At 61.3% G+C, this 24,474-nt stretch carries 23 protein-coding genes; 15 read left to right on the top strand and 8 right to left on the bottom strand.

Translation table 11 applies throughout. From position 1 onward, the window contains the following. Positions 1 to 53: 53 nt before the first annotated feature. Positions 54 to 1,688, bottom strand: a complete 1,635-nt coding sequence (gene treF, locus NV64_RS14180; protein ID WP_255354441.1) for an alpha,alpha-trehalase TreF — start codon at positions 1,686 to 1,688, stop codon at positions 54 to 56. Between the two features lie 543 nt (positions 1,689 to 2,231). On the opposite strand from treF, the gene NV64_RS14175 reads away from it, so the two are divergent. Further along, the gene (locus tag NV64_RS14175) at positions 2,232 to 2,858 is read left to right on the top strand and encodes a LysE family translocator (protein WP_056235261.1); all 627 of its coding nucleotides are present in this window, start codon (positions 2,232 to 2,234) and stop codon (positions 2,856 to 2,858) included. 33 nt (positions 2,859 to 2,891) lie between these two features. Here NV64_RS14175 and NV64_RS14170 read toward each other — a convergent pair whose 3' ends face one another. Beyond that, a complete protein-coding gene (locus NV64_RS14170; RefSeq protein WP_056235260.1) occupies positions 2,892 to 3,461 on the bottom strand; it encodes a 3-isopropylmalate dehydratase in 570 nt (189 codons plus the stop codon). Beyond that, entirely contained in the window at positions 3,452 to 4,762 is a 1,311-nt protein-coding gene (locus NV64_RS14165; protein ID WP_101506150.1) for an aconitase/3-isopropylmalate dehydratase large subunit family protein, read from the bottom strand. The genes NV64_RS14170 and NV64_RS14165 overlap by 10 nt, the downstream gene beginning before the upstream one ends. Before the next feature lie 136 nt (positions 4,763 to 4,898). Between NV64_RS14165 and NV64_RS14160 the strand changes: the two genes are divergently transcribed. Continuing rightward, positions 4,899 to 5,792: a LysR family transcriptional regulator gene (locus tag NV64_RS14160; protein WP_056235254.1), complete on the top strand. Its 894-nt coding sequence runs from the start codon at positions 4,899 to 4,901 to the stop codon at positions 5,790 to 5,792. Positions 5,793 to 5,901: 109 nt separating this feature from the next. On the opposite strand, the gene NV64_RS14155 is transcribed toward NV64_RS14160, so the two are convergent. After that, positions 5,902 to 6,681: an L-threonylcarbamoyladenylate synthase gene (locus NV64_RS14155; RefSeq protein ID WP_056235251.1), complete on the bottom strand. Its 780-nt coding sequence runs from the start codon at positions 6,679 to 6,681 to the stop codon at positions 5,902 to 5,904. Positions 6,682 to 6,864: 183 nt separating this feature from the next. After that, entirely contained in the window at positions 6,865 to 7,680 is an 816-nt protein-coding gene (locus tag NV64_RS14150) for an IclR family transcriptional regulator (protein ID WP_056235246.1), read from the bottom strand. A 328-nt stretch (positions 7,681 to 8,008) separates the two neighbouring features. On the opposite strand from NV64_RS14150, the gene NV64_RS14145 reads away from it, so the two are divergent. From NV64_RS14145 to NV64_RS14085, 13 genes are all read left to right on the top strand, one after another. Next, positions 8,009 to 9,532 carry a sugar ABC transporter ATP-binding protein gene (locus NV64_RS14145; RefSeq protein ID WP_056235244.1) on the top strand — a complete coding sequence of 508 codons (1,524 nt, stop codon included), beginning with the start codon at positions 8,009 to 8,011 and terminating at the stop codon, positions 9,530 to 9,532. Between the two features lie 37 nt (positions 9,533 to 9,569). Beyond that, positions 9,570 to 10,673, top strand: a complete 1,104-nt coding sequence (locus NV64_RS14140) for an ABC transporter permease (protein WP_056235240.1) — start codon at positions 9,570 to 9,572, stop codon at positions 10,671 to 10,673. Continuing rightward, the gene (locus NV64_RS14135) at positions 10,670 to 11,770 is read left to right on the top strand and encodes a substrate-binding domain-containing protein (RefSeq protein ID WP_056235238.1); all 1,101 of its coding nucleotides are present in this window, start codon (positions 10,670 to 10,672) and stop codon (positions 11,768 to 11,770) included. The genes NV64_RS14140 and NV64_RS14135 overlap by 4 nt, the downstream gene beginning before the upstream one ends. Positions 11,771 to 11,780: 10 nt before the next feature. Beyond that, positions 11,781 to 12,632: an SMP-30/gluconolactonase/LRE family protein gene (locus NV64_RS14130; RefSeq protein WP_056235235.1), complete on the top strand. Its 852-nt coding sequence runs from the start codon at positions 11,781 to 11,783 to the stop codon at positions 12,630 to 12,632. Positions 12,633 to 13,029: 397 nt separating this feature from the next. Beyond that, a complete protein-coding gene (yiaK, locus tag NV64_RS14125) occupies positions 13,030 to 14,028 on the top strand; it encodes a 3-dehydro-L-gulonate 2-dehydrogenase (RefSeq protein ID WP_101506149.1) in 999 nt (332 codons plus the stop codon). A gap of 11 nt (positions 14,029 to 14,039) precedes the next feature. Next, complete coding sequence (locus tag NV64_RS14120; protein ID WP_056235231.1) at positions 14,040 to 14,507, top strand: YhcH/YjgK/YiaL family protein; 468 nt, start codon at positions 14,040 to 14,042, stop codon at positions 14,505 to 14,507. Between the two features lie 15 nt (positions 14,508 to 14,522). Continuing rightward, positions 14,523 to 15,818 carry an MFS transporter gene (locus NV64_RS14115; RefSeq protein ID WP_101506148.1) on the top strand — a complete coding sequence of 432 codons (1,296 nt, stop codon included), beginning with the start codon at positions 14,523 to 14,525 and terminating at the stop codon, positions 15,816 to 15,818. Beyond that, positions 15,815 to 17,299 carry an FGGY-family carbohydrate kinase gene (locus NV64_RS14110; protein ID WP_056235225.1) on the top strand — a complete coding sequence of 495 codons (1,485 nt, stop codon included), beginning with the start codon at positions 15,815 to 15,817 and terminating at the stop codon, positions 17,297 to 17,299. The genes NV64_RS14115 and NV64_RS14110 overlap by 4 nt, the downstream gene beginning before the upstream one ends. Continuing rightward, a complete protein-coding gene (gene ulaD, locus NV64_RS14105; protein ID WP_056235223.1) occupies positions 17,296 to 17,961 on the top strand; it encodes a 3-keto-L-gulonate-6-phosphate decarboxylase UlaD in 666 nt (221 codons plus the stop codon). Before NV64_RS14110 ends, ulaD begins: the two co-directional genes overlap by 4 nt. Beyond that, positions 17,961 to 18,818: an L-ribulose-5-phosphate 3-epimerase gene (locus NV64_RS14100; RefSeq protein WP_101506151.1), complete on the top strand. Its 858-nt coding sequence runs from the start codon at positions 17,961 to 17,963 to the stop codon at positions 18,816 to 18,818. The genes ulaD and NV64_RS14100 overlap by 1 nt, the downstream gene beginning before the upstream one ends. Next, the gene (araD, locus tag NV64_RS14095; protein WP_056235221.1) at positions 18,815 to 19,513 is read left to right on the top strand and encodes an L-ribulose-5-phosphate 4-epimerase; all 699 of its coding nucleotides are present in this window, start codon (positions 18,815 to 18,817) and stop codon (positions 19,511 to 19,513) included. The genes NV64_RS14100 and araD overlap by 4 nt, the downstream gene beginning before the upstream one ends. 128 nt (positions 19,514 to 19,641) lie before the next feature. Continuing rightward, complete coding sequence (locus tag NV64_RS14090; protein ID WP_101506147.1) at positions 19,642 to 20,040, top strand: type II toxin-antitoxin system RelE/ParE family toxin; 399 nt, start codon at positions 19,642 to 19,644, stop codon at positions 20,038 to 20,040. Then, positions 20,037 to 20,339 (top strand): helix-turn-helix transcriptional regulator, encoded by a 303-nt coding sequence (locus NV64_RS14085; RefSeq protein ID WP_056235216.1) that lies wholly within the window; start codon positions 20,037 to 20,039, stop codon positions 20,337 to 20,339. Before NV64_RS14090 ends, NV64_RS14085 begins: the two co-directional genes overlap by 4 nt. A 45-nt stretch (positions 20,340 to 20,384) precedes the next feature. On the opposite strand, the gene NV64_RS14080 is transcribed toward NV64_RS14085, so the two are convergent. From NV64_RS14080 to NV64_RS14070, 3 genes are read right to left on the bottom strand one after another with little or no spacing between them, the layout of a single operon-like run. Continuing rightward, entirely contained in the window at positions 20,385 to 21,749 is a 1,365-nt protein-coding gene (locus tag NV64_RS14080; RefSeq protein WP_101506146.1) for a cytochrome c, read from the bottom strand. A 10-nt stretch (positions 21,750 to 21,759) separates the two neighbouring features. Next, a complete protein-coding gene (locus NV64_RS14075) occupies positions 21,760 to 23,544 on the bottom strand; it encodes a GMC family oxidoreductase (RefSeq protein WP_056235212.1) in 1,785 nt (594 codons plus the stop codon). Between the two features lie 2 nt (positions 23,545 to 23,546). Continuing rightward, complete coding sequence (locus NV64_RS14070) at positions 23,547 to 24,287, bottom strand: gluconate 2-dehydrogenase subunit 3 family protein (RefSeq protein ID WP_101506145.1); 741 nt, start codon at positions 24,285 to 24,287, stop codon at positions 23,547 to 23,549. Positions 24,288 to 24,474 lie beyond the last annotated feature (187 nt).

The raw sequence follows: 24,474 nt of genomic DNA, 5'->3' as shown, positions 1-24,474 counted from the left end.
ACCTGCGGAAATTTGTCGGCAAGAGCGCGGGCAGCTGTGCCGCCCGCGGCCGGTTACAGGTCCGGATACATCTCCAGCAGGCGGCGCGTCACGCCGTTGGTCCAGCCGAAGCCGTCCTGCAGCGGATACTCGCCGCCGCCGCCGAGCAGTGCCGCATCGCCGGTTACATTGTACTTCTCCACCATCTTATGGTGCTGCTGATAGGTGGCGCTGACCGTATGCAGCCAGCGGCGGGCGATCTCCTGCGCCAGCAGCGCGTCACCGTAGCTGCTGAAGCCTTTAATCGCCATCCACTGCAGCGGTGCCCAGCCGTTGGGGCTGTCCCACTGTTCGCCGCTCTCCTCCATGCTGCTCAGCAGCCCGCCCGGCGCCAGCAGGTAGTCGCGCACCGCCTTCGCGGTACGGGCAGCCTGGTCGAGGCTGGACATGCCCACGTAGACCGGCGTCACCGCCGCCGCCGAAAACGTCGCCTGCCCGCCTTCGCGCCAGTTATAGTCGCGGTAGAGTCCGGCCTGGTCATCCCACAGGTAGTGATTAACCGCCTTACGGCGTTTCAGCGCCAGCTGCTGGAAGCGCTCGGCGGTATCCAGATCGCCTTCGGCGGCCGAAAGACGCGCAATCGCGGTTTCCAGCTTATAAATCAGCGCGTTCAGATCGACCGGCACGATACTGGTGGTCTGGATGCTCTCCATCCGCCCTGCTTCACTCAGCCAGCGTGAGCTGAAATCCCAGCCGGACGCCGCCCCGGCGCGCAGATCGCGATACACCTCGCTGGCCGGGCGCGCTGAACGGCGGGCGGTTTCCACATCCTCAAAGTACGACTCATCGCGCGGCGTATCGCGGTCGTCCCAGTAGCGGTTCAGCACCGATCCGTCAGGCATCCTTACCACATGGCGGTAAGCCTGGTTCGGGACAAGGTCATCCTGCCCGTCCATCCAGAAGGCGTATTCGCTTTTCAGCTGCTTCAGGTAGCGCGTCGCTTCATTAATGCCGTTTTTCTCGAACAGTTCGACCATCATCGCGAATACCGGCGGCTGCGAACGGCTGAGATAGTAGGTCCGGTTACCGTTAGGGATATGGCCGTAGGTATCAATCATCCAGGCAAAATTGTCCGCCATATGCCGCAGCAGATCGCCGCGCCCGCTGGCGGCAAAACCGAGCATGCTGAAGTACGAATCCCAGTAGTAGGCTTCACCAAACCGCCCGCCCGGTACCACATAGGGTTTTGGCAGCGGCAGCAGCGACGAAAACTCGCCGTGGCTGGCCGGATGGCGGGTCAGAACCGGCCACAGCCCGTCAATATGTTCCGCCATGCTGTTTTGCGGATCGGAAACGTAATGGCTCTCATGGACGACCGGCAGCTCGAAGTTCTCCAGCACAAAATCCAGCAGACTGAAGTCGTCGCGCTCGCGCGCCAGGTAGTAGCGGAACAGGATCTGCTCCGGCTCCCGCTTCGGGGTACAGTCGGCAAAAGTTTTGCTGTCCGCAAAGACGCGTGACATCTGCACCGCCTCAAACAGGTCCTGATAACGATCTGCCGGGGTGAGGATATCCGAAACCGGCAGGCCGCGAATGGTCTCCGGCTGCGGTTCAACTACCGCGTCCGGTCCGGCTTCGTAATCGTGGTACCAGGCTTCATATTCAGTATGGTTGTTGTCGATCATCGCTTGATTCTGATTAAAAGTGATAAGAACCTCCTGATGCCAAACGCTACTGGCAATAATTAGCGTGGTGAATGTTATGGCGAACACTCATTATAGTCGTCAGGAGTGACACTGCAACCCAATGTTTCTATTACAGTTAATATGTAAATATGTCTAAAAATAACTGTGGCGTGAGAATATTTCTATTTACCGGAAAACGCTGAGTTTATTTTCTCCCCCAGGGTAAAGTCAGGTAAATAATCAGGCTCACCGGTGATATTACAGATTTGTAAACTCTAACAATTGCCCGTTTTTTGCGCAATGATTTTGCAATAAGCAGTGATAAAACCTGGCCGGCAGCCTCGCGCCTCACGCTCTGCAGCACCTTCCCGGATTACCCCTTTGCCACCTGTATCCTGCGTACGGCAGCCGCGAGCCGCACAGACCCCAGCACCCAGACGCACAAATTTTACCGCTGTGATTTACTTCTCACTGCCGGGAAAATAAACTATCGCACCATTGTAGAATGACCCGATTTCTGTATTCACCCGCGCCCCTCAGGCAGAGGGTTAACCTGAAAGGATTGATATGACCCTGCATCTCTGGCTGGCTTATACCGGCGTGATCGCCGCGCTGATCGCCATCCCCGGCCCGTCGGCACTCATCAGCATGACCCACGGCCTGCGCTACGGCCGCCAGAAGGCGCTGGCCACCATCACCGGTGGGGTACTGGCCGCGCTGATGCTGATGACCGCCTCGGCGCTGGGCCTCGGCGCGATTCTGGCCGCCTCGACCACGGCGTTTACCGTGCTGAAAGTGGTGGGTGCCGCTTATCTGATCTGGCTGGGCATCTCCGCCTGGCGCGATAAAGGCGATGAAACGCCGATGGCGACGCCGGATGTGGAAGAGTCCGCCGGTGCGCTGCGTCTGTTCCGCAAAGGCTTTATGGTCGGCATCAGCAACCCGAAAGACCTGCTGTTCTTCGCGGCGCTGTTCCCGAACTTTATCGATGCCAGCCAGCCGCATGCGCTGCAGTTTGCCACCCTGGCGCTGACCTGGGCGGTGCTGGACGGCAGCATTATGTTCGCCTATGCCTGCGCCGGTCGCCGTCTCTCCGGGCTGTTCGCTAACCCGAAACGCCTGCGCCTGCTGAACCGCTCGACCGGCACGCTGTTTGTGTTTGCCGGCGGTGCGCTGGTCGCCTCGGCGAAATAAGCCCGTCCCGCCGCTCTGGCGCGACCCGGAAAGCTAAAAGCCTGCATTTTCGCAGGCTTTTTTTATGCGGCCGCTGGCGCGTGCATAGGCAAACAGCCCGCCCGCGGCAATGATATTTGCCAGCTCACCCACCGGTTCAATCTCTGCCGTCTCACCGCTGCTCAGCAATCGGACCCGTTGCGTCAGCGGGTCAATTTCGACCCGATCGCCGGTCTGCAACCGCTCGCACAACCGTGCCGGTGACGCTACCGGCAGCACTTCGCCGGTTGCCACGCAGTTGCGGAAAAAGATACGTGCATAGGACTGAGCAATCACCGCCTGCACCCCGGCCGCCCCCAGCGCGATCACCGCGTGCTCGCGCGACGACCCGCAGCCAAAGTTGTTGCCGGCAACGATAATCGGGTACGCCGCCCGCTTACCGCTGGCATCAAGGAATGGCGCTGCCCCTGGCGGCAGCCCGCACATCGCCAGACCGGCCAGCTGGGCATAGCCCGCAGGCGTTGACGGATTGACCTTGAGATATTCAGCGGTGAGGATCTGATCGGTATCAATATTGTCGCCCAGCACGTAGACCGGACCTGTGATGATGTGATTCATGGGCATACTCCTGCCAGCAGGGCCGGATCGGTGATTTCACCGCGCACGGCGGCGGCGGCCACCGCATAGGGTGAGGCGAGGTAAATCTGCGCGCTTTTGTGCCCCATGCGGCCGACAAAGTTACGGTTAGTGGTGGAAATCACCGACACCGGCTCGTTCACCCGGCCAAAGGTGTCGGCTGGCCCTCCGCAGCAGGCGGCGCAGCCTGGCTCGGGGGAGAGCTGCACTCCGGCACCGGTGAGGATCTGGTACACCGATTCGCCCTCGATTTGCGTCATAATCAGCCGGTGAAACACCTCTCTGGTGGCCGGCACGGCAAAGGTAGGGATCGCGACCTTCTGCCCGCGCAGGATCTGCGCCACCGCGATAAAGTCCTCCAGCTTGCCGCCGGTGCAGGACCCGATATAGGCGCGGGCGACCTGCACATTGCGCAGCCGACCGATCGGCACCACGTTATCCGGCGAGTGCGGCCGCGCCACCAGCGGCTGCATGGCGCTGACGTCAATCTCCACCACCCGGCTGTAGACGGCGTCCGCATCCGGTTCAACTACGGCGTAAGGCACGTCGGTGCGCGTGGCCAGATAGTCGAGGGTGGCCTGGTTCGGCACCATAATGCCGTTTTTGGCCCCGCACTCCACCACCATATTGCACATCGTCATCCGTTCCTCCACCGACATCGCCTCGATCGCCGGGCCGCCGAACTCGATGCTTTCATAGGTGGCACCGTCGACGGTCAGCTCGGCCAGCAGCGCGAGGATCAGATCTTTGGCCTGCACGTAGCGCGGCTTCACGCCGCGGTAGTTGACGCGAATGCTGGCCGGCACCTTGAGCGGGATCTCACCGGTGCCCAGCGCATAGGCGGCGTCGGTGATGCCAAGCCCGATGGCGAAGCAGCCAAACGCCCCGGCGGTCACGGTGTGCGAGTCGGTGCCCAGCAGCACCTCGCCGGGGCGGGTGTGGCCGCCCTCTGCCAGGCCAATATGGCACACGCCTTTATAATCCGGCGTGCCGACGTCATAGAAATATTTCACCCCCTGCTCGCGGGCGAATTCACGCATCACGCGAATATTTTGATTAGCCTGCGGGTCGGCGGAATAGACGAAGTGATCCGAAATTAAAATAAATCGCTCGGCATCCCATATTTTCGCCCGATCGCCAAACTCTTTTTTAAATACGCTGGCGACGCCCGGCATACAGGGATCGTGCGACATTAATATATCCACTTTCGCCCAGACTATTTCTCCAGGCAATACGCTATCGCGCCCGCTGGCATGAGCGAGAATTTTCTGACTGATGGTCTGCCCCATTTAAATAGCTCTCTTTCTTATTGAACTCACATTGCCGTTGCTGTTATTTATTAACTTACTCTTTTTCTCTGCGCAGTAAACCGGGAACATGCTAATATCAGCCATTGTTTCCCTCTAAAAACAATCCAGGACCGAGATGAGCGATTTTGAAAACCTGAGCGGGATGATTATTTTTGCCAAAGTGGTTGAAACGCTGAGTTACACGGAGACGGCGAAAGTGCTCGGGCTGGCGAAATCCTCGATCAGCAAGGAGATCTCCGCGTTGGAGGTGCGCCTCGGCGCCCGGCTGCTGGAGCGTACCACCAGGCGAATTAAGGTCACCGAAGTTGGCATGACCTACTATCACTACTGCTATCGCATCCTGCAGGAGGTGAAAAGTGCCGACCTGTTTATCCGCCAGTTTCATGAAGAGCCAACCGGCAGCCTGCGGGTGGCCGCACCGGTGACCTTCGGCTGCCAGTGCATCGTGCCGGTGCTCAATCAGTTCGTCGCCAGCAACATTCACGTCAGCGTCGATCTCGATCTGACCGACCGCCCGGTCAGCCTCGACGACGACGGCGTTGACCTGGTGATTGCCATCCGCCGCGAGCTGCCCGGCCACGGCCACTATCGCCCGCTGATGGATATCGCCTGGGGGCTGTACGCCGCGCCAGGCTATTTACAGCAGCATCCGGCCATCAGCACCCCTGACGATCTGCCGCGCCACGACTTTATTCTTTTCCGCGGGCCAGCCCACACCATTTCACTGCCGTTTCGCAAAGAGAAGCTGAAAAAAGATATTGAGGTGCGCAGCCGTTTTCGCGCTAATAACAGTATTGCACTGTTAACCTCAGCACAGGCGCAAACGGGGATTGCCTATCTTCCCAGCTATATTGCGGAAGAGGCGGTGGCCAGCGGCAGCCTGGTACAGGTATTGCCCGACTGGGAAATGGATGTGTATAAATCTTACGTGATTATGAAGAGTGAAAACTATATCTCTCCACGCGTGCGCTTATTTGTGGAAGCGTTACAGAAAGCATTAGCAGAATAAAAATCCCGCAGGCGTTCGCTTTACGTTCCGGGCACCGCCTTACAGCAACGAAAAAGCCCGCAGTATGCGGGCTTAAGTCTGTTTAACCTGAGCGGGTTAAGCGGCTGAATTAATAGTAGTTACCGTGGCGGTAGTCCCAGGTGGTAAAGGTGTCAGACAGCATCGACATAATCTTATCCACGTCCAGACCTTTACGGATCAGTACCGGGCATGGCGTGATGTTGCGCTCGCCTTTCTGCTCAGGAACCAGTTTACCGGTTTCGTCTACCATCGCCACCATCACACCCTGCTCGTAACGGGTCTTTTCAGACTCATTTGGCTGGATAGATTTCACGTAGTCGTTGGCCGCAATAATCAGGTCAGCGTGCTGCTCGATGCGCTCGCCGATGCCTTCCACCAGGCCACGGTTGCCTTTGCCAGACGGGTTAGCCGAGCTGGCGAAGGAGAACTTACCGTGGTTTTCCCACAGCTCTTTCGCCAGGTTTTCGCCCGGGACACCAAACTTGATCACGAAGCAGCTGGTCTGACGGCCGTCCATCATCAGGTCTTTGGAACCGTCTTCAGGAATACGCGCCACCGCTTCTTCTTTCCACGGCAGGATGCAGCCCAGCAGCACGTCCTGGTCCCAGTGCTGCTGATACAGCGATTCGATTTCCGGGTTCAGCTGCGCCAGCTCTTTCAGCTGCTCCAGCGAGCCGCACAGCACCACGCCCGGCTTGTTACGGTTACGCTGCTTGGCGTCGAACTTGCGCTCCAGGCCTTTGGCATCAGAGGTCATGATGATGTAGCCGACTTTGGTCGGGCAGACGATCATGCCGCCTTCAGCAGACAGGATCTCAACGGCTTCCGGCTGTAAGCCACCATTCCAGTTAACTACTTTATCGTTCATCGCTACACCTTCGTATTCGGATTTGGTTCAAAAGAGTGTGGGTCATTTCCCGTTGAAACCATCCTGCCACAGCCAGATTTCTTCGCAACAATTAAGCGATTAAACCCTTAATTGTTTCCCACAGGAAACAACTGTGCGGTCTCAGCCGTCAATCGCAGGTCAGCAGAGCGTACAGACCGCAGTTTAACCATGAAAACCCAGTTCGGCGGAGATGGCTTTCGCCGTCGCCACCACCGGTGCCATCAGCTTCTTCACGCCGATCTGCTGCATCTTGGCGGTCGGCAGTGAAACGGAGACCGCGTACTGCACCTGCTGATTGATATCAAAAACCGGCGCGGCGATACAGGAGACGCCCAGTTCGTTCTCCTCCCTGTCCATCGCGGTCTGATGCTGGCGGATGCTCTGCAGCTCCTGCAGCATCTCCGGCAGGCCGGTGATGGTATTTCTGGTCAGCGGCTGAATAACGTCCTGATGGGTCTGCCAGTAGTGCGCCGGATACTCTGCGTTATCCCACGCCATAAAGATCTTGCCCATCGCCGAGCAGTACAGCGGCATATGCTGGCCGATATAGGCGCGGGTGCGCAGCATACCGGTAGTCGGTTCCAGCTTGTAAATCAGGATCACATGGTCGTCTTCGCGGCTGGAGAAGTTGATGGTTTCTCCCACCTCAAGATTCAGCCTCTCCAGATGCGGGGCCGCCACGTGGATCACGTTCAGCGACGACAGCGCCTTCTGCCCGACCGAGATAAACTTCGTGGTCAGCCGGTAGCTGCCCGCTGACGGTGCCTGGGTGACGTAGCCGCTGCTGTGCAGCCCCTGCAGCAGGCGGTGCACGGTACTTTTATTCATCCCCGACAGCTCAGACAGGTGGGCCAGCGGGCAGCCGTTCGGATAGTTACTCAGAATTTCAATCAGCTGCAGTCCGCGAAACAGGCTCTGGGTACCGGCAGGCTGCTCTTTTTTATCATCCTTCACTTCATTTTCCGCCTTGGTGCGCATCCACGCTTCCTCTTGGTTTCACCGGGTTGCCAGAGGGTAACTCAGCCCTGGCAGATTGGGAATATGGCACGGTGTTTTCCCCATTGTAGCGGTCATCCCGGCCGGCGAACAGCGGCAATCAGAAGTGAGCAGTCCATCACAATTCCGCAACAACAAAAATAAGTCACTGTTTTTAAATAACAAATAAAATGTCTGACCCTTTGCTTTCCCGGTTCAGGAAGAATACTATTTTTGAAACTTGATTTCGCATGTTGGAATTAGTTGAACCATTAATCGCCATGTCATTGCCGTCGCCGTTGTAAACATTCACCTGTTGCAGGAGGCCATAATGCCGTCATCTCCCGATCCCGTTCTGACGCTTGCGCACATTACCAAACGCTTCGGCGGCACCCTCGCCGTTAACGATGTCAGTCTGGACGTTCACCCCGGCGAGGTCCTCGCCCTGCTGGGCGAGAACGGTGCCGGCAAATCCACGCTGATCAAAGTGCTGGCCGGGGTCTACCCGCGTGACGGCGGCGACATCATTTTCCACGGGCAGAGCATCAGCTCCGCAGCACAGTTGAAAACCGCGCAGCGCCAGCCGATCGCCTTTATCCATCAGGATCTCGGGCTGATCGAGTGGATGACGGTAGCGGAGAACATGGCGCTGGTGATGGGATTCCGCCGCAGGCTGGGGCTGATCGACTGGCGTGCCGTGCGTGAACGTTCCCGCGCCGCGCTGGAGGAAGTCGGTATCGCCCTCGACCCGGATGCGCGGGTTTTTGAGCTGACGCGCACCGAAAAATCGCTGCTGGCCATCGCCCGTGCGGTAGCGGTGAATGCCGAAGTGCTGGTGCTGGATGAACCCACCGCCTCGCTGCCCGCCAACGACGTGCGCCACCTGTTCGGCGTAATCGAACGGCTGAAAACGAAAAAGGTCGGCATGATCTACGTCACCCACCGGCTGGATGAGGTGATCGAAATCGCCGACCGGGTCTGCGTGATGCGTGACGGCCGGCGCGTGGCAGGGGGGCACACCAGCGAGTACAGCCTGCGGGGCCTGGTGGAAACCATCGTCGGCGAAGCGCTGGCCGATAACCAGCGCCTGCCGCTGCCGGAGCAGCGTGACCCGGTGCTCAGCCTGCAGCAGCTGCGCACTGGCGAGGTCGGTCCGATCTCCTTTGACCTGCAGCCGGGAGAAATGCTGGCGCTGGCCGGGTTGCGCGGCGCCGGGCAGGAGGAGATCGGTCGCCTGCTGTTCGGCCTGCGCCAGGCCAGCGCGGGCTCTATTCAGTTCCGCCAGCAGCGTTATCAGCCGCAGTCGCCGCGCCAGGCGATGGATGCCGGCGTCTCGCTGGTGGCCGGCGATCGCACCGGTGAGAGCCTGGTGATGTCAATGAGCGTGCGCGAAAACCTGTTTATTAATCCCTGCGCCAGCGGCCACCGTCTGCTGTCGCGCTACGGCCGGCGCGCCGAAATTGGCGCCAGCTGGTGGAAGGTGCAGCTGTTTGACGTGCGCCCGAAAGACGTCAACCTCGATATCAGCGCGCTCTCCGGCGGCAACCAGCAGAAGGTGGTGATGGCGCGCTGGATGCACCTCAACGCCCCGCTGCTGATCCTCGAAGACCCGACCGCCGGGGTCGACGTCGGCGCGCGTGAAGAGATCTACCACCTGCTGAACAAAGCGCTGGCCGACGGCGTGGCGGTGCTGGTGATCTCCAGCGACTTTGAAGAGATCGCCCATATCTGTAACCGCGCGCTGGTGTTTAACCGCGGCCAGGTGGTGGGTGAACTGAGAAACGAGCAGGTGACCTTTGCCCAATTACTGGAACTGGCTTCGGCCAGCTCCACCGCCCCGTTAGCCACTGTCTGAGCCACTACGCCGCCCGGAAGGTGGCAGGAGAAGCGATATGTCCAACAAAACATCCGTTAAGTCTACGGCACTGGAGCAGCGGGTCAGCCTCGGCCAGCACGGCATTGGCCCCTGGTCGATGCAGGTGATCACCCGCTACGGCCTGCTGCTGCTGTGCGTGCTGCTGACGCTGCTGTTCTCGCTGCTGTCGCCGTCGTTCGCCAGCATGCTGACCCTGCAGGCGATCCTCGCCAGCAAAGCCAAAATCGCCCTGCTGGCGCTGGCGGCCACCCTGCCGATGATCGTCGGTAAAATCGACCTTAACGTCGGCTTCGGCATCGTGCTGTGGCACATCCTTGCCATCACGCTGCAGGTGCAGTACGGCTTCTCGTGGCAGATGGCGGTGCTGACGGTGCTGGCGATCTCGGCGCTGTACGGGCTGCTGAACGGCATCCTGGTCGCGCTGGCCGATATCGACAGCTTTGTCGCCACGCTGGGCTCCGGCACCGTGCTCTACGCGGTGGCGCTGTGGCACTCCGGCGGCCGCCAGATCGTCGGCGACCTGCCCGATGCCTTCACCGCGCTGCAGTACACCGAGCTGTTCGGCATTCCGATCGGGGCGTTTTACGTGCTGGCGGTGGCGGTGGTGCTGTGGCTGGTAACCGAACATACCCCGCTCGGCCGCTGCATGTACGCGGTGGGCGGAAACCCGGCGGCGGCGCGGCTGAACGGCATCGCGGTGAATAAATTTACCATCGGCGCGTTTATCGCCTCCAGCGTGCTGACCGGCTTTAGCGGCGTGCTGATCGCCGCCGAACAGGGCGTCGGCCAGGCCAGCGTCGGCATGGACTACCTGTTACCGGCGCTGGTCGGCGCCTTCCTCGGCAGCACCACCATTCGTCCGGGGCGGGTCAACGTCTGGGGCACCGTGGTCGGTATCGCTATTCTCGCCATCGGCATCGCCGGCATCCAGCAGTTTGGCGGGGAATTCTGGGTCGAACCGCTGTTTAACGGTGCCACCCTGCTGCTGTCAATCACCCTTGCCGGTTACGCCCAGCGCCGCCGGATGCTCAATCAGAAAGCCGTAGTGCGCAACCAGAGCACCCCGGCCAGCACGCCAGACAATAATCAGAAAACCATCACTCCAGGGAGTTCGCTATGAAACGTCATGTTCCTGCTCTTGCCCTCTGTACCCTGCTTGCCGGATCGCTGCCCGCCTGGGCCGACAGCTACCTTGACCAGGCCACGGCGGCGGTCACCAGAGCCACCGCCAGCGTCAGCGAGTGGGACGGCCCGACCAGCGGCCCGCGTCTGCAGCCGAATAAAAAGGTGATTTTCATCGCCGCCGATATGAAAAACGGCGGCATCCAGGGCGTGCAGCAGGGGCTGAGCGACGCCGCGAAGGCGGCAGGCTGGCAGCTGGACACCCTGGACGGCGGGGGTTCGGTGAAAGATCAGCTGGCGGCGCTGAACCAGGCGATCGCCCAGCGCCCGGACGGCATTGTGATCGGCGGCTGGGATCCGAACGTGGCGAAAATCCTGCTGAAGAAAGCCCACCAGCAGAAGATCGTGCTGATGGCCTGGCACGCCAAACCGCAGCCGGGGCCGCTGGCGCAGTACAATATCGTCACCAACATTACTTCTGACTCTAACGAGGTGGCCCGCCTCGCCGCGCAGTACGCGGTGGTGAAATCCGGCGGCACCGCGAAGGTGCTGATCTTCACCGACTCGCTGTACCAGATCGCGCTGGATAAGGCCAACGTGATGAAGGCGGAGATCGCCAAATGCAGTGGCTGTCAGCTGGTGGAGTTTATCGATACGCCGCTGGCGGATACCGCCAACCGCATGCCGTCGATGACCTTCAGCCTGCTGCAGAAGTACGGCGACCGCTTCCAGTACGCGCTGGCGATCAACGATCTCTACTTTGACTTTATGGCCCCGGCGCTGAAAACCGCCGGTAAAGGCGGCAGCAACGCGCCGTATAACATCTCCGCCGGCGACGGCTCGATCTCGGCCTTCCAGCGCATCCGCAACGGCGACAGCCAGCTGGGCACGGTGGCTGAACCGCTGGCGCTGCACGGCTGGCAGCTGCTGGACGAGTTTAACCGCGCCTTTGCCGGCCAGCCGCCGTCCGGCTATATCACCCCGGCGCACCTGATCACTAAAGAGAATATCGGCAGCGACGGCGGGCCGCAGAACCACTACGACCCGCAAAATGACTACCAGGGGCACTACAAGGCCATCTGGGGCGTGAAATAACGGAGGACCTATGTCAGTAACGGACGGACTCATCCTGGAAAAACTCTGCTCGCCGGCCATCTGGGCCGAAGGGCCGGTATGGCTGCCGCAGCAGGATGCGGTGGTGTTCAGCGACGTGAAAGGCAACCGCATGTTCCGCTGGCAGCGCAACGGTGAGCTGAGCCTGTGGCGCTCACCGTCACACTACGCTAACGGCAACGCGCTGGACCGCGAAGGGCGGGTGGTGAGCTGTGAACACGGCCGCCGCGCCATCAGCCGCACCGAGGCGGACGGCAGCGTCCGGCTGCTGGTGGAGAAGGTCGACGGCAAGCGCTTCAACTCGCCGAACGACGTGGTGGTGCGCTCCGACGGGACGATCTGGTTTACCGATCCCCCCTACGGCATTATCAGCGACGACGAGGGCTACCACGCGCACAGCCAGGTGATCGGCTGCTACGTATATTGCTTCGATCCGGCCACCCGGCAGCTAAGTATCGCCGCCAGCGACGTGCAGCGCCCAAACGGGCTGGCGTTTTCACCGGATGAAAGCCTGCTCTACGTGGCGGATATGTCGGTTATCGACTTTCCGACGCTGGGCCGCCGTGAGCTGCGGGTCTACCGGGTTGACGGCATGCAGCTGGTGGACGGGCGCCAGTTTGCCGGGGTGGATCCGGGCATCCCGGACGGCTTCTGCGTCGATCCGTCAGGATCGATCTGGTGCAGCTGCGATGACGGCGTGATCCTGTTCGACAGCCAGGGACAGCGCCAGGGCAAGATCGCGGTGCCGGAGCGGGTGTCGAACTGTACCCTCGGCGGCCCGGACGGTGACGAGCTGTATATCACCGCCACCACCTCGCTCTACCGGGTGCGGATCGGGCGGTAAGGGTCGCCGGCCACGTGCAGGCCAGCCGTAAAGCCACCGCGCCGTATCCCGCCCGCTAACCTGCCTGCCAGTGTCGACCGCTGCGCCAGTAACAGAGCGGGATTGCAGCGGCCGCCGCTGACCTGCACATAACAGCCTCCCCCCTGTTTTCTACGGGGGAGGATCCACAGATCGGTCTGACTGTTCTGCGATGCCCCGCGCCCCATCCCCGCCCGATGTGCCCGCGATCACAGAAGCCAAACACGGTTTTATTTCATTGATTTTTAAAGAAAAATTTACACCCTCTTTTTTTGACTTCCCCCGCTGTTCCCCATAGGATTTATTTGAAACGTCATTCCATATATTGAAATTACGCCGCCAGTACCGGGTGCGTACCCGGCGGCAGGGAACCAGCAGAATGAGAATCAGCTACGCGCAGTTAAAGCAAGAGTTCTTAAGAGTGTTACTGGCACGCGGCGTGACGGAGGAGAAAGCCGACGCCTGCGCCACCCTGTTTGCCGACACCAGCGAAAACGGCGTCTATTCCCACGGCGTCAACCGCTTCCCGCGCTTTATCCAGCAGCTGGACGCCGGGCATATCGTACCGGACGCCGAGCCGCAGAAGATCCTGTCGCTGGGGGCGATCGAACAGTGGGACGCCCACCGCGCCATCGGTAACCTCACCGCCCGGAGCATGATGGATCGCGCCATGGCGCTGGCCGACGATCACGGCATCGGCCTGGTGGCGCTGCGTAACGCCAACCACTGGATGCGCGGCGGCAGCTACGGCTGGCAGGCGGCAGAAAAGGGCTATATCGGCGTCTGCTGGACCAACTCGATTGCGGTAATGCCGCCGTGGGGGGCAAAAAACTGCGCCATCGGTACCAATCCGCTGATCGTCGCCGTACCGGGCGATCCGATCACCATGGTCGATATGTCGATGTCGATGTTCTCCTACGGCATGCTGGAAATTAACCGCCTGGCGGGCAATACGCTGCCGGTGGACGGCGGCTTTGACGACGACGGCCACTACACCCGCGACCCGGCCACCATTGAGGCTAACCGCCGCATTCTGCCGATGGGTTACTGGAAGGGATCGGCGCTCTCCATCGTGCTGGATATGGTCGCCACCCTGCTCTCTAACGGTGCCTCGGTGACCGAGGTGACCGAGGACAACGGCGACGAATTCGGTATCTCCCAGGTGTTTATCGCCATCGACGTTGACCGGCTGATCGACGGCCCAACCCGCGACAGCAAGCTGCAGCGCATCCGCAAGTCGATCAGCGGTGCCGAACGTGCCGACAGCCAGCAGGCGATCCGCCTGCCCGGCCACAAATTCCCCGGCATTCGCGCTGAAAACCAGCGGCTCGGTATCCCGGTTGATGAACGCGTCTGGGCACGTATCCAGGCCCTGTAAGGAGCAACGCGATGATCTTTGGTCACATTGAGAATACCGATACCCGCCACTATCCCGCCGCCATCGCCCGCGCGCTCGACTACCTGCGCGGCCATGACTTGGCGGCGATGGCCGCCGGGCGCTATCAGGACGACGCCACCGGCTGGGTGGTGCAGGTGCTGGATCTGCAGACCTCGCCGGGCCATGAGAACTTCCCGGAAGCGCACCGCCGCCATCTCGACGTGCAGTTCCTGGTGAGCGGCAGCGAGCTGATCGGTGTCGCAACGGCGCAGGCCGATCTGCCCGTGCAGCAGCCCTACGATGAAGAACGCGACATCGTGTTCTATCAGGACGCAACGCATGAGAGCCAGCTGCTGATGCAGCCGGGCAACTTTGCGGTGTTCTATCCGCAAGATATTCACCGCCCGAACGGCATGCTGGAGACGCCACAGGCGATCCGCAAGGTGGTGGTAAAAATTCCTGTCGCCGACCTGGCCTGAGCAACGAGGATCGCTATGAGTCTGACCTCCACCACTGACACCCGCGACGCGGTCCCGGCGATGCGCTGGCTGCGCATCGTGCCGCCGATCCTGATCACCTGCATCATCTCCTATATGGACCGGGTGAATATCGCCTTCGCCATGCCCGGCGGTATGGATGCCGACCTCGGCATCAGCGCCTCGATGGCCGGCCTGGCCGGCGGCATCTTCTTTATCGGCTACCTGTTTCTGCAGGTGCCCGGCGGCAGGCTGGCGGTGTACGGCAACGGCAAGCGCTTTATCGGCTGGTCGCTGCTGGCCTGGGCGGTGATCTCGGTGCTGACCGGCTTTGCCAGCAACCATTATCAGCTGCTGGCGCTGCGCTTTGCGCTCGGCGTCTCCGAGGGCGGTATGCTGCCGGTGGTGCTGACCATGATCGGCAACTGGTTCCCGGACGCCGAGCGCGGCCGCGCCAACGCCATCGTGATCATGTTCGTGCCGATCGCCGGCATCCTCACCGCCCCGCTCTCCGGCTGGATCATCACCGGCTGGGACTGGCGCATGCTGTTCTTCGTTGAGGGGGGCATGTCGCTGGTGGTGATGGCGCTGTGGCACTTTACCATCAGCAACCGTCCGCAGGAGGCGAAGTGGATCTCCGCCGCCGAGAAGCAGTATCTGATTAAAACGCTGCACGATGAACAGCTGCAGATCAAAGGCCAGAACACCCGCAAAGCCTCGCTGCGCCAGGTGATGCGCGAACCGGTGATGTGGCGGCTGATTATGGTCAACTTCTTCTATCAGACCGGTATCTACGGCTACACGCTGTGGCTGCCGACCATCCTGAAAGAGCTGACCCACGGCAATATTGCCCAGGTCGGCTGGCTGGCGATCCTGCCTTACGTCGGGGCTATTTTCGGCATGTTTCTGTTCTCCAGCCTGTCGGACGCCAGCGGCCGCCGCAGGCTGTTCGTAACGCTGCCGCTGGCCGGCTTTGCGCTGTGCATGGCGCTGTCGGTGGTGCTGAAGGCGCATATCTGGTGGTCCTACGCCGCGCTGGTCGGCTGCGGGGTGTTTATTCAGTCGGCGGCCGGGGTGTTCTGGAGTATTCCGCCCCGGCTGTTTAATGCCGAAGTGGCCGGCGGCGCGCGCGGGGTGATTAACGCGCTGGGCAACCTTGGCGGTTTCTGCGGCCCCTATATGGTTGGCGTACTGATCGCCGAATACAGCAAGGATGCCGGCGTTTACAGCCTGGCGGTCTCGCTGGCGCTGGCCTCGCTGCTGGCGCTGACCCTGCCAGCCCGCTGCGATAACGCACGTAAGGCGTTCGTATGAGCTACTGGTTAGGGCTTGACTGCGGCGGCACCTTTATTAAGGCCGGGCTGTATAACGCACAGGGCCGCGAGCTGGCGGTCGCCCGGCAGAGCCTGCCGGTGCTGGTGCCGGAACCGGGCCGCGCCGAGCGCGACCTGCACCAGCTGTGGCAGCAGGCGGCGACGGTAATCCGTCAGGTGCTGGAAAACAGCGGGCTGGACGCCGCGCAGGTGGCCGGGGTGGGCATCTCCGCACAGGGTAAAGGGCTGTTTCTGCTGGATAAGCAGGGCGAGCCGCTCGGCAACGGCATCCTCTCCTCCGACCGCCGGGCGCTGGCGCTGGTGCAGCAGTGGCAGCGCGACGGGGTGCCCGCCGCGCTCTACCCGGTCACCCGCCAGACGCTGTGGACCGGCCACCCGGTGTCGCTGCTGCGCTGGGTGAAACTGCATGAACCGCAGCGTTATGCCGCCATTGGCAGCGTGCTGATGGCGCACGACTACCTGCGCTACCGCCTGACCGGCGAGCTGGCCTGTGAAGAGACCAATATCTCCGAATCCAACCTGTACGATATGCAGCAGGGCGACTTTTCGCCCGCGCTGGCACAGCGGCTGGGAATTGCAGAGATCCTGCCGGCCCTGCCAGCGATTATCGGCTCTGCTGCTGTGGCGGGTACGGTGACGGCCGGGGCCGCCGCGCTGTGCGGGCTTAAGCCGGGTACGCCGGTGGTCGGCGGGCTGTTTGACGTGGTCTCCACCGCGCTGTGCGCCGGGCTGGATGACGACACCCGCATCAACGCGGTAATGGGCACCTGGTCGGTGACCAGCGGCATCACCGACCGCCTGAGCGATGAGGTCGACTACCCGTTTGTTTACGGCCGCTACGCCATCGACGGCCAGTACATTATTCACGAGGCCAGCCCGACCTCCGCCGCCAACCTCGAGTGGTTCTGCCAGCAGTGGGGGCTGAACGACTACCCGCGCCTTAATCAGTGGGTGGCGGAACTGCCACCGGCGGCCAGCTCGCTGCTGTTTGTCCCCTTCCTGTACGGCAATAACGCCGGGGGCAATCTGCACGCCAGTTTCTACGGCCTGCAGGCTGCACACCAGCGCGGCCATCTGTTACAGGCGATCTACGAGGGGGTGGTGTTCGCCCATCTGACTCACCTCAACCGCATCCGCCAGCGCTTCCCGCGCGTCACGGCCCTGCGCCTCAGCGGTGGCCCGACCCGCTCTGCCTGCTGGATGCAGATGTTCGCCGACATCAGCGGCCTGCCGGTGGAGATCCCGCAGATTGAGGAGAGCGGCTGCCTGGGCGCGGCGCTGGTGGCGATGACCGGCACCGGGGCGTATCCGTCGCTGCTGGCCGCACAGCAGACTCTGGCACCGGAAGTCGTCTGTTATCAGCCGGATGCGGAACGCCATCGGCTCTACCAACAAAAATATCAGCGCTATCAGCGGCTGGTGGCGGCACTGACCGCCGTGGAACAGGAAACCACACCATGAACCGTCACCCCTTGCCACAGCTGCAGCTGGCGCTGGATCACACCCGGCTGGAGCAGGCGCTGGACGCCGCCCGGCGGCTGCATGCCCATGTGGATATCGTGGAAGCTGGCACCCTGCTGTGCCTGAGCGAAGGCGCTGCCGCGGTGCGCGCGCTGCGCGAACTACTGCCCGAAAAAACGCTGGTCGCCGACTTTAAAGTTGCCGACGCCGGCAGCACGCTGGCCGCACTGGCGTTTCAGGCCGGGGCCAGCTGGATGACGGTGATCTGCGCCGCGCCGCTGGCCACCTTTGCCAGCGCACAGCAGGTGGCCGAGGCGCACGGCGGCGAGATCCAGATCGAGCTGTTCGGCCACTGGACGCTGGACGACGCCCGCGAATGGCGGCGTCTCGGGCTGCGCCAGGCGATTTACCACCGCGGACGCGATGCCCAAGCCAGCGGCCAGCAGTGGGGGCCACAGGATCTGGACGCGATGAAGGCGCTCTCCGATCTCGGCTTCGCCCTGTCGGTGACCGGCGGCATCACCCCCGCCGACCTGCCGCAGTTTGCACAGATTAACGTGAAGGCGTTTATCGCCGGACGCGCGCTGACCGACGGCCCGCACGGCGTGGCCGTGGCGGCGGAATTTCATCAGGCAATTGACGCCATCTGGGGGAAAAAATGATGCGCCAGCACCCACTGGGAATTTATGAGAAAGCGCTGCCCGCCAACCTCAGCTGGCCGGAACGGCTGGCGCTGGCGAAGGCCTGCGGCTTTGATTTTGTTGAGATGTCGGTGGACGAAACGGACATCCGGCTGGCGCGGCTGCAGTGGAGCCGCGAGCAGCGGCTGTCGCTGGTCAACGCGATGCTGGAAACCGGCGTCACCGTGCCCTCGATGTGCCTCTCCGGCCACCGCCGCTTCCCGTTCGGCAGCCGCGATCCGGCGCTGCGCCAGCAGGCCTATACGCTGATGGAGCAGGCGATTCAGCTGGCGAAGGATGTCGGTATCCGCACCATTCAGCTGGCCGGCTATGACGTCTACTACGAACCGCGCGACGAAGGTACGGTGGCACGTTTCGCCGAGGGCATCGCCTGGGCGGTGGATCGCGCCGCCGCCGCCCAGGTGATGCTGGCGGTAGAGATTATGGACACTGAATTTATGAACGCCATCAGCAAGTGGAAACAGTGGGACCAGCAGCAGGCCTCGCCGTGGTTCACGGTCTACCCCGACGTCGGCAACCTCAGCGCCTGGGGCAACGACGTCGCCGCGGAGCTGGCGCTGGGCATTGACCGCATCGCCGCCATCCACCTGAAGGACACCCAGCCGGTCACCGACCGTTCGCCGGGGCAGTTCCGCGACGTGCCCTTTGGTGAGGGCTGCGTCGATTTCGTTGGCGTGTTCCGCACGCTGAAGCAGCTTAACTATCGCGGCGCGTTTCTGATTGAGATGTGGACCGAAAAAGCCGAAGAGCCGGTGGCCGAGATCGTGCAGGCACGGCGCTGGATTGAACAGAAAATGCAGGAAGGAGGATTACAATGAGCTTATCTTCGCTGAAACAGCAGGTTTTAGAGGCTAATCTGGCGCTGCCGCGCCACCGGCTGGTGACCTTTACCTGGGGCAACGTCAGCGCCATCGATCGCGCCAGCGGCCGGGTGGCGATTAAGCCGTCCGGCGTCGACTATGAGGGCATGACGGTGGACGATATCGTGGTGGTCGATGTGGAGAGCGGCCGGGTCGTCGAGGGCAGCAAAAAGCCCTCTTCGGATACCGCCACTCACCTGGCGCTGTACCGCGCCTTTGCCGATATCGGCGGCATCGTGCACACCCACTCGCGCCACGCCACCATCTGGGCGCAGGCCGGGCTGGATCTGCCCGCCTGGGGCACCACCCACGCCGACTACTTCTACGGCGCGATCCCCTGCACCAGGCTGATGACGCCGCAGGAGATCGCCAGCGACTACGAGCACAACACCGGCGAAGTGATTATCGACACCTTCCGCCGCCGCGGGATCAGCCCGACGGCGATCCCGGCGGTGCTGGTCAACGCCCACGGCCCGTTCGCCTGGGGCAGCAGCGCAGACAATGCGGTACATAACGCGGTGGTACTGGAAGAGATAGCCTATATGAACCTGTTCTCACGCCAGCTGACGCCGGGGATCGCCTCGATGCAGCAGGTGCTGCTGGATAAACACTATCTGCGCAAGCACGGGGCGTCCGCCTATTACGGTCAGTGACAAAACGGGGCCGGTGGTCAACCGGCCCCTTATGCTAAATAGCGCATTACATGCACCTCATTGCTCCCCCTGCTGATGGTAGTTTTCGGCCTTGTGATCCACATAAAGTAAACCTTAAGGTTGACAAAATGACACAAGGAAAAGAGAATAAAAAAACAGCAAAACGCTACCCGGTGATGTTACTGGCAGCGGCGAGAAAAGAGCTTTTCGACCTGAATCCCGCTAACAGAGCAGAGTTTATCGCAGCCATTGAGACTTTCGAAAAGCACGGTCCCGCTTCAGGTATACCGGACGTTGAGAAGATTCAGGGCGATATGTACGAACTGAAAACACAGTCATCCAGCCACTGGTTGAGAGGGTTTTATTTTCATTATCATGAAAGTAAATACATCATCACCCATATCTTTGCCAAAAAGAGCAATGCCACGCCCCAGGCGAATAAGCACAAGGGGTTGAAGCGCTGGCAAGACTTTATAGCCGTGCGCCAAATACAAAATCGTCAGTGCGACCGGAGCAGGAATCAATGAAAGAAAGCCACGATTTACACGCATGGGATGACGTTCGGACAGAACTACTGCAAGACGAAGAAACGGCTAAAGCTTACGCGGTGGTGCTGAAAAGACAGGAACTGATGGCACAGTTTGTTGATATGCGTAAAAACCGTAATCTGACTCAAAACGACATTGCAAAGTCCGTTGGCGTCAGCCGTCAGGCGATCAGCAAACTGGAGAAAGGCAGGGCATCACCGACCATTGATACCCTTATCGGCTACGCCGCTGCCATGGGCGTTGATTTCGTCACACCACTTAAAAAAGTGCTGGTTTAACGCTTTTGAAGGGCCGGTGGTAAACCGGCCCCTGAATAGCTGTCGTTACGGCGTCAGCTTCTCCACGTCGGCGTTACCCTGGCGCCCGGCCACCGTTTCATCCTTGCGCAGTTTCGCCACGTCGCGGGCGGAAACGGTTGATTTCGCGGTATTGCCCCAGCTGGTGCGGATAAAGTTGACCACGTCCGCCACCTGCTGGTCGTTCAGCCGCCAGCCGAAGGCCGGCATGGTGATGGTCGACGGAGCACCCTGCACGCCCGGCAGCTGTGCGCCGGTCAGCACGATATGGATCAGCGAGGTCGGATCCTCAGCCAGCACCACCGGGTTACCGCGCAGCGCCGGGAAGAAGCGCTGATAGCCGCTGCCGTCGGTCTTATGGCAGGCAGCGCAGCTGTCCACGTAGGCCGCCGCCCCTGTTTTACCGTCATCCCCTTGCCACAGCGCCTTCGCCACCGTGTCATCCGGGGCAAAACCGGCCTGATTCGGGTCTTTCGCCCCCAGCGACTTCAGATAACGGGCAATCGCCGTGATATCGTCCGCGGGCAGATACTGCAGGCTGTGCTGCACCACGTCGGTCATGCCGCCAAATACCGCAGTATGGTCGTTGCGGCCGTAGCGCAGGAACTGCGCGAGATCGTCTTCGCTCCAGCGACCCAGCCCGTCACGGCCGTCGCCTCTGAGGTTGCTGGCGGTCCAGCCGTCGATCGGCGCACTGCTGCCGGAGAGGAAGTCGCTGCCCTGATGGTCGTTCAGCGCCTTCTCCTGCATGGTGATGCTGCGCGGCGTATGGCAGGCGCCGCAGTGGCCCAGCCCCTCCACCAGATACTGGCCGCGCGCCAGCGTCGCATCCTGCCCCGGTAATGGCCGGAAGGCCTTCACGTCCGGGGCAAATACGCCGCGCCAGACAGCCAGCGGCCAGCGCATCGACAGCGGCCAGGGAATATCGCTTTCCCGGTTCGCCTGTGCCACCGGCTGCACGCCGTGCATAAAGTACGCGTACAGCGCCTGCATATCCTCGTCGCTGACCACCGCGTAGGACGGATACGGCATCGCCGGGTAGAGCGTGTCGCCGTTCTTCGCCACGCCGTGACGCACCGCTTTCTGGAAGTCGTCGTAGCTGTAGTCGCCGATCCCGCTCTGCTTATCCGGGGTGATATTGGTGGAGTAAATGGTACCGATCGGCGTCGCCATCGGCAGCCCGCCGGCAAACGGCTGACCGCCAGCCTGGGTGTGGCAGGCCACGCAGTCACCGGCGCGTGCCAGGTACTCACCGCGCCGGATCAGCGCCGCCCCGCTCTCCTCGCCCGCCGCCTGTGCGGTCGCGTTATCTGCTGCCGCTGTGTTGGCGGTCGCTGCGGATGCGCCAAACGCCGCCATGCCCAGCAGCAGGCCTGAAATCATCTTTTTCATCTGCGTGTCCTTATGCCTGTACCAGCGGGCCGGGGTTTTTCAGATACTGCTCGCGAATCGCCTTCGCCGACCAGTAGGTCAGCGCGGCCACCATCCCGGTCGGGTTATAACCCAGCCCCTGCGGGAAGGCGGAAGCGCCCGGCACAAACACGTTCGGCACGTCCCAGCTCTGCAGATAGCGGTTCAGCGCGCTGGTTTTCGGGTCTTCACCCATAATCGCACCGCCGTTCATATGGGTGGTCTGATACACGGTGGTATCAAAGTGGGTACCCGGCATTTTCGGCGCGCCGCTGATCAGCTGCGGATTCATTGCTTCGGCAATTTTGTGCATGCGCCCGTGCATAAACTGCGACATTTTGATGTCGTTTTCCTGCCAGTCGAAGGTCATACGCAGCAGCGGCTGACCGTAAACGTTTCTGTAGTTCGGATCGAGATCGAGGTAGTTACTGCGGTACGACTGGTGCGCGCCGTGAGCATCCATCGACACGTGATGGGTGTAGCGATCGGCCACCGCCGCCTTCCACTGGCTGCCCCAGTTCGGCGTGCCCGGCGGGGTCGGCAGGCCGGAGATCGGCTTCACGCCCGCCTGGTTGACCCACATCGGCGATCCACCGACAAAGCCGTACTGCGCGTGGTCGAAGTTATCGGCGTTAAAGTCATCAACGCCAACGCCCGCGCCGCCGGCACCAATAAAGTTGTTGGTAAACACGTCTTTATCAAAGAACGCTTTGATGGTGGAGATGTTCTGGTAGGCAAAGTTACGCCCGATGGTGCCTTCATTGGTCACCGGATCGTAAGGTTTGCCGATGCCGGAAAGCAGCATCAGGTGCACGTTATGGAACTGGAAGGCGGAGAGGATCACCAGATCGGCCGGCTGCTCCTGCTCGCGCCCGAGGCCATCGACGTAGGTCACGCCGGTGGCACGTTTCTTATCGTCGGTAAGGTTTACCCGCAGCACGTAGGCGTTGTTACGCAGCTCGAACTTCGCCTCCTGGCGCAGCGCGGGCAGCACGTTAACGTTCGGTGATGCCTTCGAATACATATAGCAGGCGTAGCCGCTGCAGTAACCGCAGAAGTTGCACGGCCCCATCTGCGCGCCGTAGGTATTGGTGTACGGGCCGGAGGTGTTGGCCGACGGCAGATCGTAGGGATGATAGCCGATGCTTTCGGCCGCCTGGGCAAACAGCTGCGCCGAGTAGGTGCGCTTCTGTGCCGGCAGCGGGAAGTCCGCCGAGCGGTCCGGGGCAAACGGGTTACCTTTGCCACCCTGACCGACCACCTTACCCTTCACGCTCCACGCCGAGCCGGAGGTGCCAAACACCTTTTCCGCCTGGTCAAAGAACGGCTCCAGCTCGTCATAGCTGACGCCGAAGTCCTGGATGGTCATCCCTTCCGGAATAAAGTTTTTGCCGTAGCGCTCTTCGTAGTGGCTGCGCATCCGCAGCTCGATCGGGTCGACGCGGAAGTGAACGCCGGACCAGTGCAGCCCCGCGCCGCCGGTGCCGGTGCCCGGCAGAAACGCCGCCAGCTGACGGTAGGGCTGTGCGGTCTGCGCCGCGTTATGCCGGATGGTCACGGTGCTTTTCGACAGATCCTGGAACAGCTTTTTGCGGATGTTGTAGGTCAGCTCGTCAATCACCTGCGGATAGGCACCGTCAGGATAGGTATCACGATGCGGGCCGCGCTCCAGCGCCACCACGTTAAGACCGGCTTCGGTCAGCTCTTTCGCCATGATCGATCCGGCCCAGCCGAAACCAACGATCACCGCGTCCACTTTTTTCAGTACGTTTGCCATGTTTACGATCTCTCCCCGCGAATCCCCACCGGCGGCAGCGTATAGCGCTCACCGCGTTCCACCCAGTCCATAAAGTCGGCGCGCGCGCCCGGGAAGTTGATCAGCTTCCAGCCCACCAGCCCCTGATTACCGCCGTGGATCGGGTCGCTGAAGAAGCCTTCGCGGGTGTTCTGCAGCAGGAAAGAGAAGAAGGTTTTCGCCGGCAGCTGCGGCAGCGCCGCGTTGCCGGATTCCAGCGCCTGCAGGAAAGCGTCCTGCTGTTCCGCATTCAGCTGTGCAAACACTTTGCCGTGCTGCTGTTTTGCCAGTGCGTCAGCATCAGCGAGCCCGAGACGATAGATGTCACGTGGGACCAGCGGCAGCTGGTAGCCCAGCGCTTTATCGGCATCCGGGTGGAACGGGCCCTGCATATACCAGTTGGCACCGGTGGCATACGGGGTGTTCATCTGTCGATCGATATACTCCGGCACGCCGGCCTCCAGCGCGCCGGGGCCACGATCGTCCGCCGGGATCAGCCGGGCGACCGCCGCGCGGATAAAGGCAAACTCTTCCGGGGTAAACCAGGTCGGCTGGTAATCACGGGCCTGCTGCGGGCCGGTGGCCTGGGGCGTTTCAGCGGCGCTGGCTGCGGCCGGGGCCACGGCCAGCGAGCCGAGGCCGGAACCGATCGCCATCGCCGGTGCGATGCTGATGGTCCGCAGCAGAAAATCTCTGCGGGTGCTTCCTGTTTTTTGCTCTGACATCACATTGCCTTATCAGACGCCGGCGGCTGCAGGCGTGAAAAATGGGTTAACGCGGGTGAATAGTGCTACGGGCCGTAGGGTTTTATTGTAGACGCCACTTTTTTGTTACCGGTAACAATTTTGCAGAGTGTAACAGTAACCCGCGCAGAAAGTGAGGGGATTGAAACAAAAAGGCACAAATTCATTA

The organism is Erwinia sp. B116 (assembly GCF_002865965.1).
Taxonomy (GTDB): domain Bacteria; phylum Pseudomonadota; class Gammaproteobacteria; order Enterobacterales; family Enterobacteriaceae; genus Erwinia.
Note: the sequence above shows the minus strand (reverse complement) of the source record. Positions and strands in the feature narration are given on the sequence as shown.

Coding starts and splice junctions, on each gene's coding strand:
- NV64_RS14170 (WP_056235260.1), bottom strand. CDS start 3,461: ATGCCCATGAATCACATCATCACAGGTCCGGTCTACGTGCTGGGCGAC.
- NV64_RS14165 (WP_101506150.1), bottom strand. CDS start 4,762: ATGGGGCAGACCATCAGTCAGAAAATTCTCGCTCATGCCAGCGGGCGC.
- NV64_RS14145 (WP_056235244.1), top strand. CDS start 8,009: ATGCCGTCATCTCCCGATCCCGTTCTGACGCTTGCGCACATTACCAAA.
- NV64_RS14070 (WP_101506145.1), bottom strand. CDS start 24,287: ATGTCAGAGCAAAAAACAGGAAGCACCCGCAGAGATTTTCTGCTGCGG.
- NV64_RS14160 (WP_056235254.1), top strand. CDS start 4,899: ATGAGCGATTTTGAAAACCTGAGCGGGATGATTATTTTTGCCAAAGTG.
- NV64_RS14140 (WP_056235240.1), top strand. CDS start 9,570: ATGTCCAACAAAACATCCGTTAAGTCTACGGCACTGGAGCAGCGGGTC.
- NV64_RS14115 (WP_101506148.1), top strand. CDS start 14,523: ATGAGTCTGACCTCCACCACTGACACCCGCGACGCGGTCCCGGCGATG.
- ulaD (WP_056235223.1), top strand. CDS start 17,296: ATGAACCGTCACCCCTTGCCACAGCTGCAGCTGGCGCTGGATCACACC.
- NV64_RS14150 (WP_056235246.1), bottom strand. CDS start 7,680: ATGCGCACCAAGGCGGAAAATGAAGTGAAGGATGATAAAAAAGAGCAG.
- NV64_RS14130 (WP_056235235.1), top strand. CDS start 11,781: ATGTCAGTAACGGACGGACTCATCCTGGAAAAACTCTGCTCGCCGGCC.
- NV64_RS14120 (WP_056235231.1), top strand. CDS start 14,040: ATGATCTTTGGTCACATTGAGAATACCGATACCCGCCACTATCCCGCC.
- NV64_RS14090 (WP_101506147.1), top strand. CDS start 19,642: ATGACACAAGGAAAAGAGAATAAAAAAACAGCAAAACGCTACCCGGTG.
- NV64_RS14100 (WP_101506151.1), top strand. CDS start 17,961: ATGCGCCAGCACCCACTGGGAATTTATGAGAAAGCGCTGCCCGCCAAC.
- NV64_RS14135 (WP_056235238.1), top strand. CDS start 10,670: ATGAAACGTCATGTTCCTGCTCTTGCCCTCTGTACCCTGCTTGCCGGA.
- yiaK (WP_101506149.1), top strand. CDS start 13,030: ATGAGAATCAGCTACGCGCAGTTAAAGCAAGAGTTCTTAAGAGTGTTA.
- NV64_RS14110 (WP_056235225.1), top strand. CDS start 15,815: ATGAGCTACTGGTTAGGGCTTGACTGCGGCGGCACCTTTATTAAGGCC.
- NV64_RS14175 (WP_056235261.1), top strand. CDS start 2,232: ATGACCCTGCATCTCTGGCTGGCTTATACCGGCGTGATCGCCGCGCTG.
- araD (WP_056235221.1), top strand. CDS start 18,815: ATGAGCTTATCTTCGCTGAAACAGCAGGTTTTAGAGGCTAATCTGGCG.
- NV64_RS14080 (WP_101506146.1), bottom strand. CDS start 21,749: ATGAAAAAGATGATTTCAGGCCTGCTGCTGGGCATGGCGGCGTTTGGC.
- NV64_RS14085 (WP_056235216.1), top strand. CDS start 20,037: ATGAAAGAAAGCCACGATTTACACGCATGGGATGACGTTCGGACAGAA.
- NV64_RS14075 (WP_056235212.1), bottom strand. CDS start 23,544: ATGGCAAACGTACTGAAAAAAGTGGACGCGGTGATCGTTGGTTTCGGC.
- NV64_RS14155 (WP_056235251.1), bottom strand. CDS start 6,681: ATGAACGATAAAGTAGTTAACTGGAATGGTGGCTTACAGCCGGAAGCC.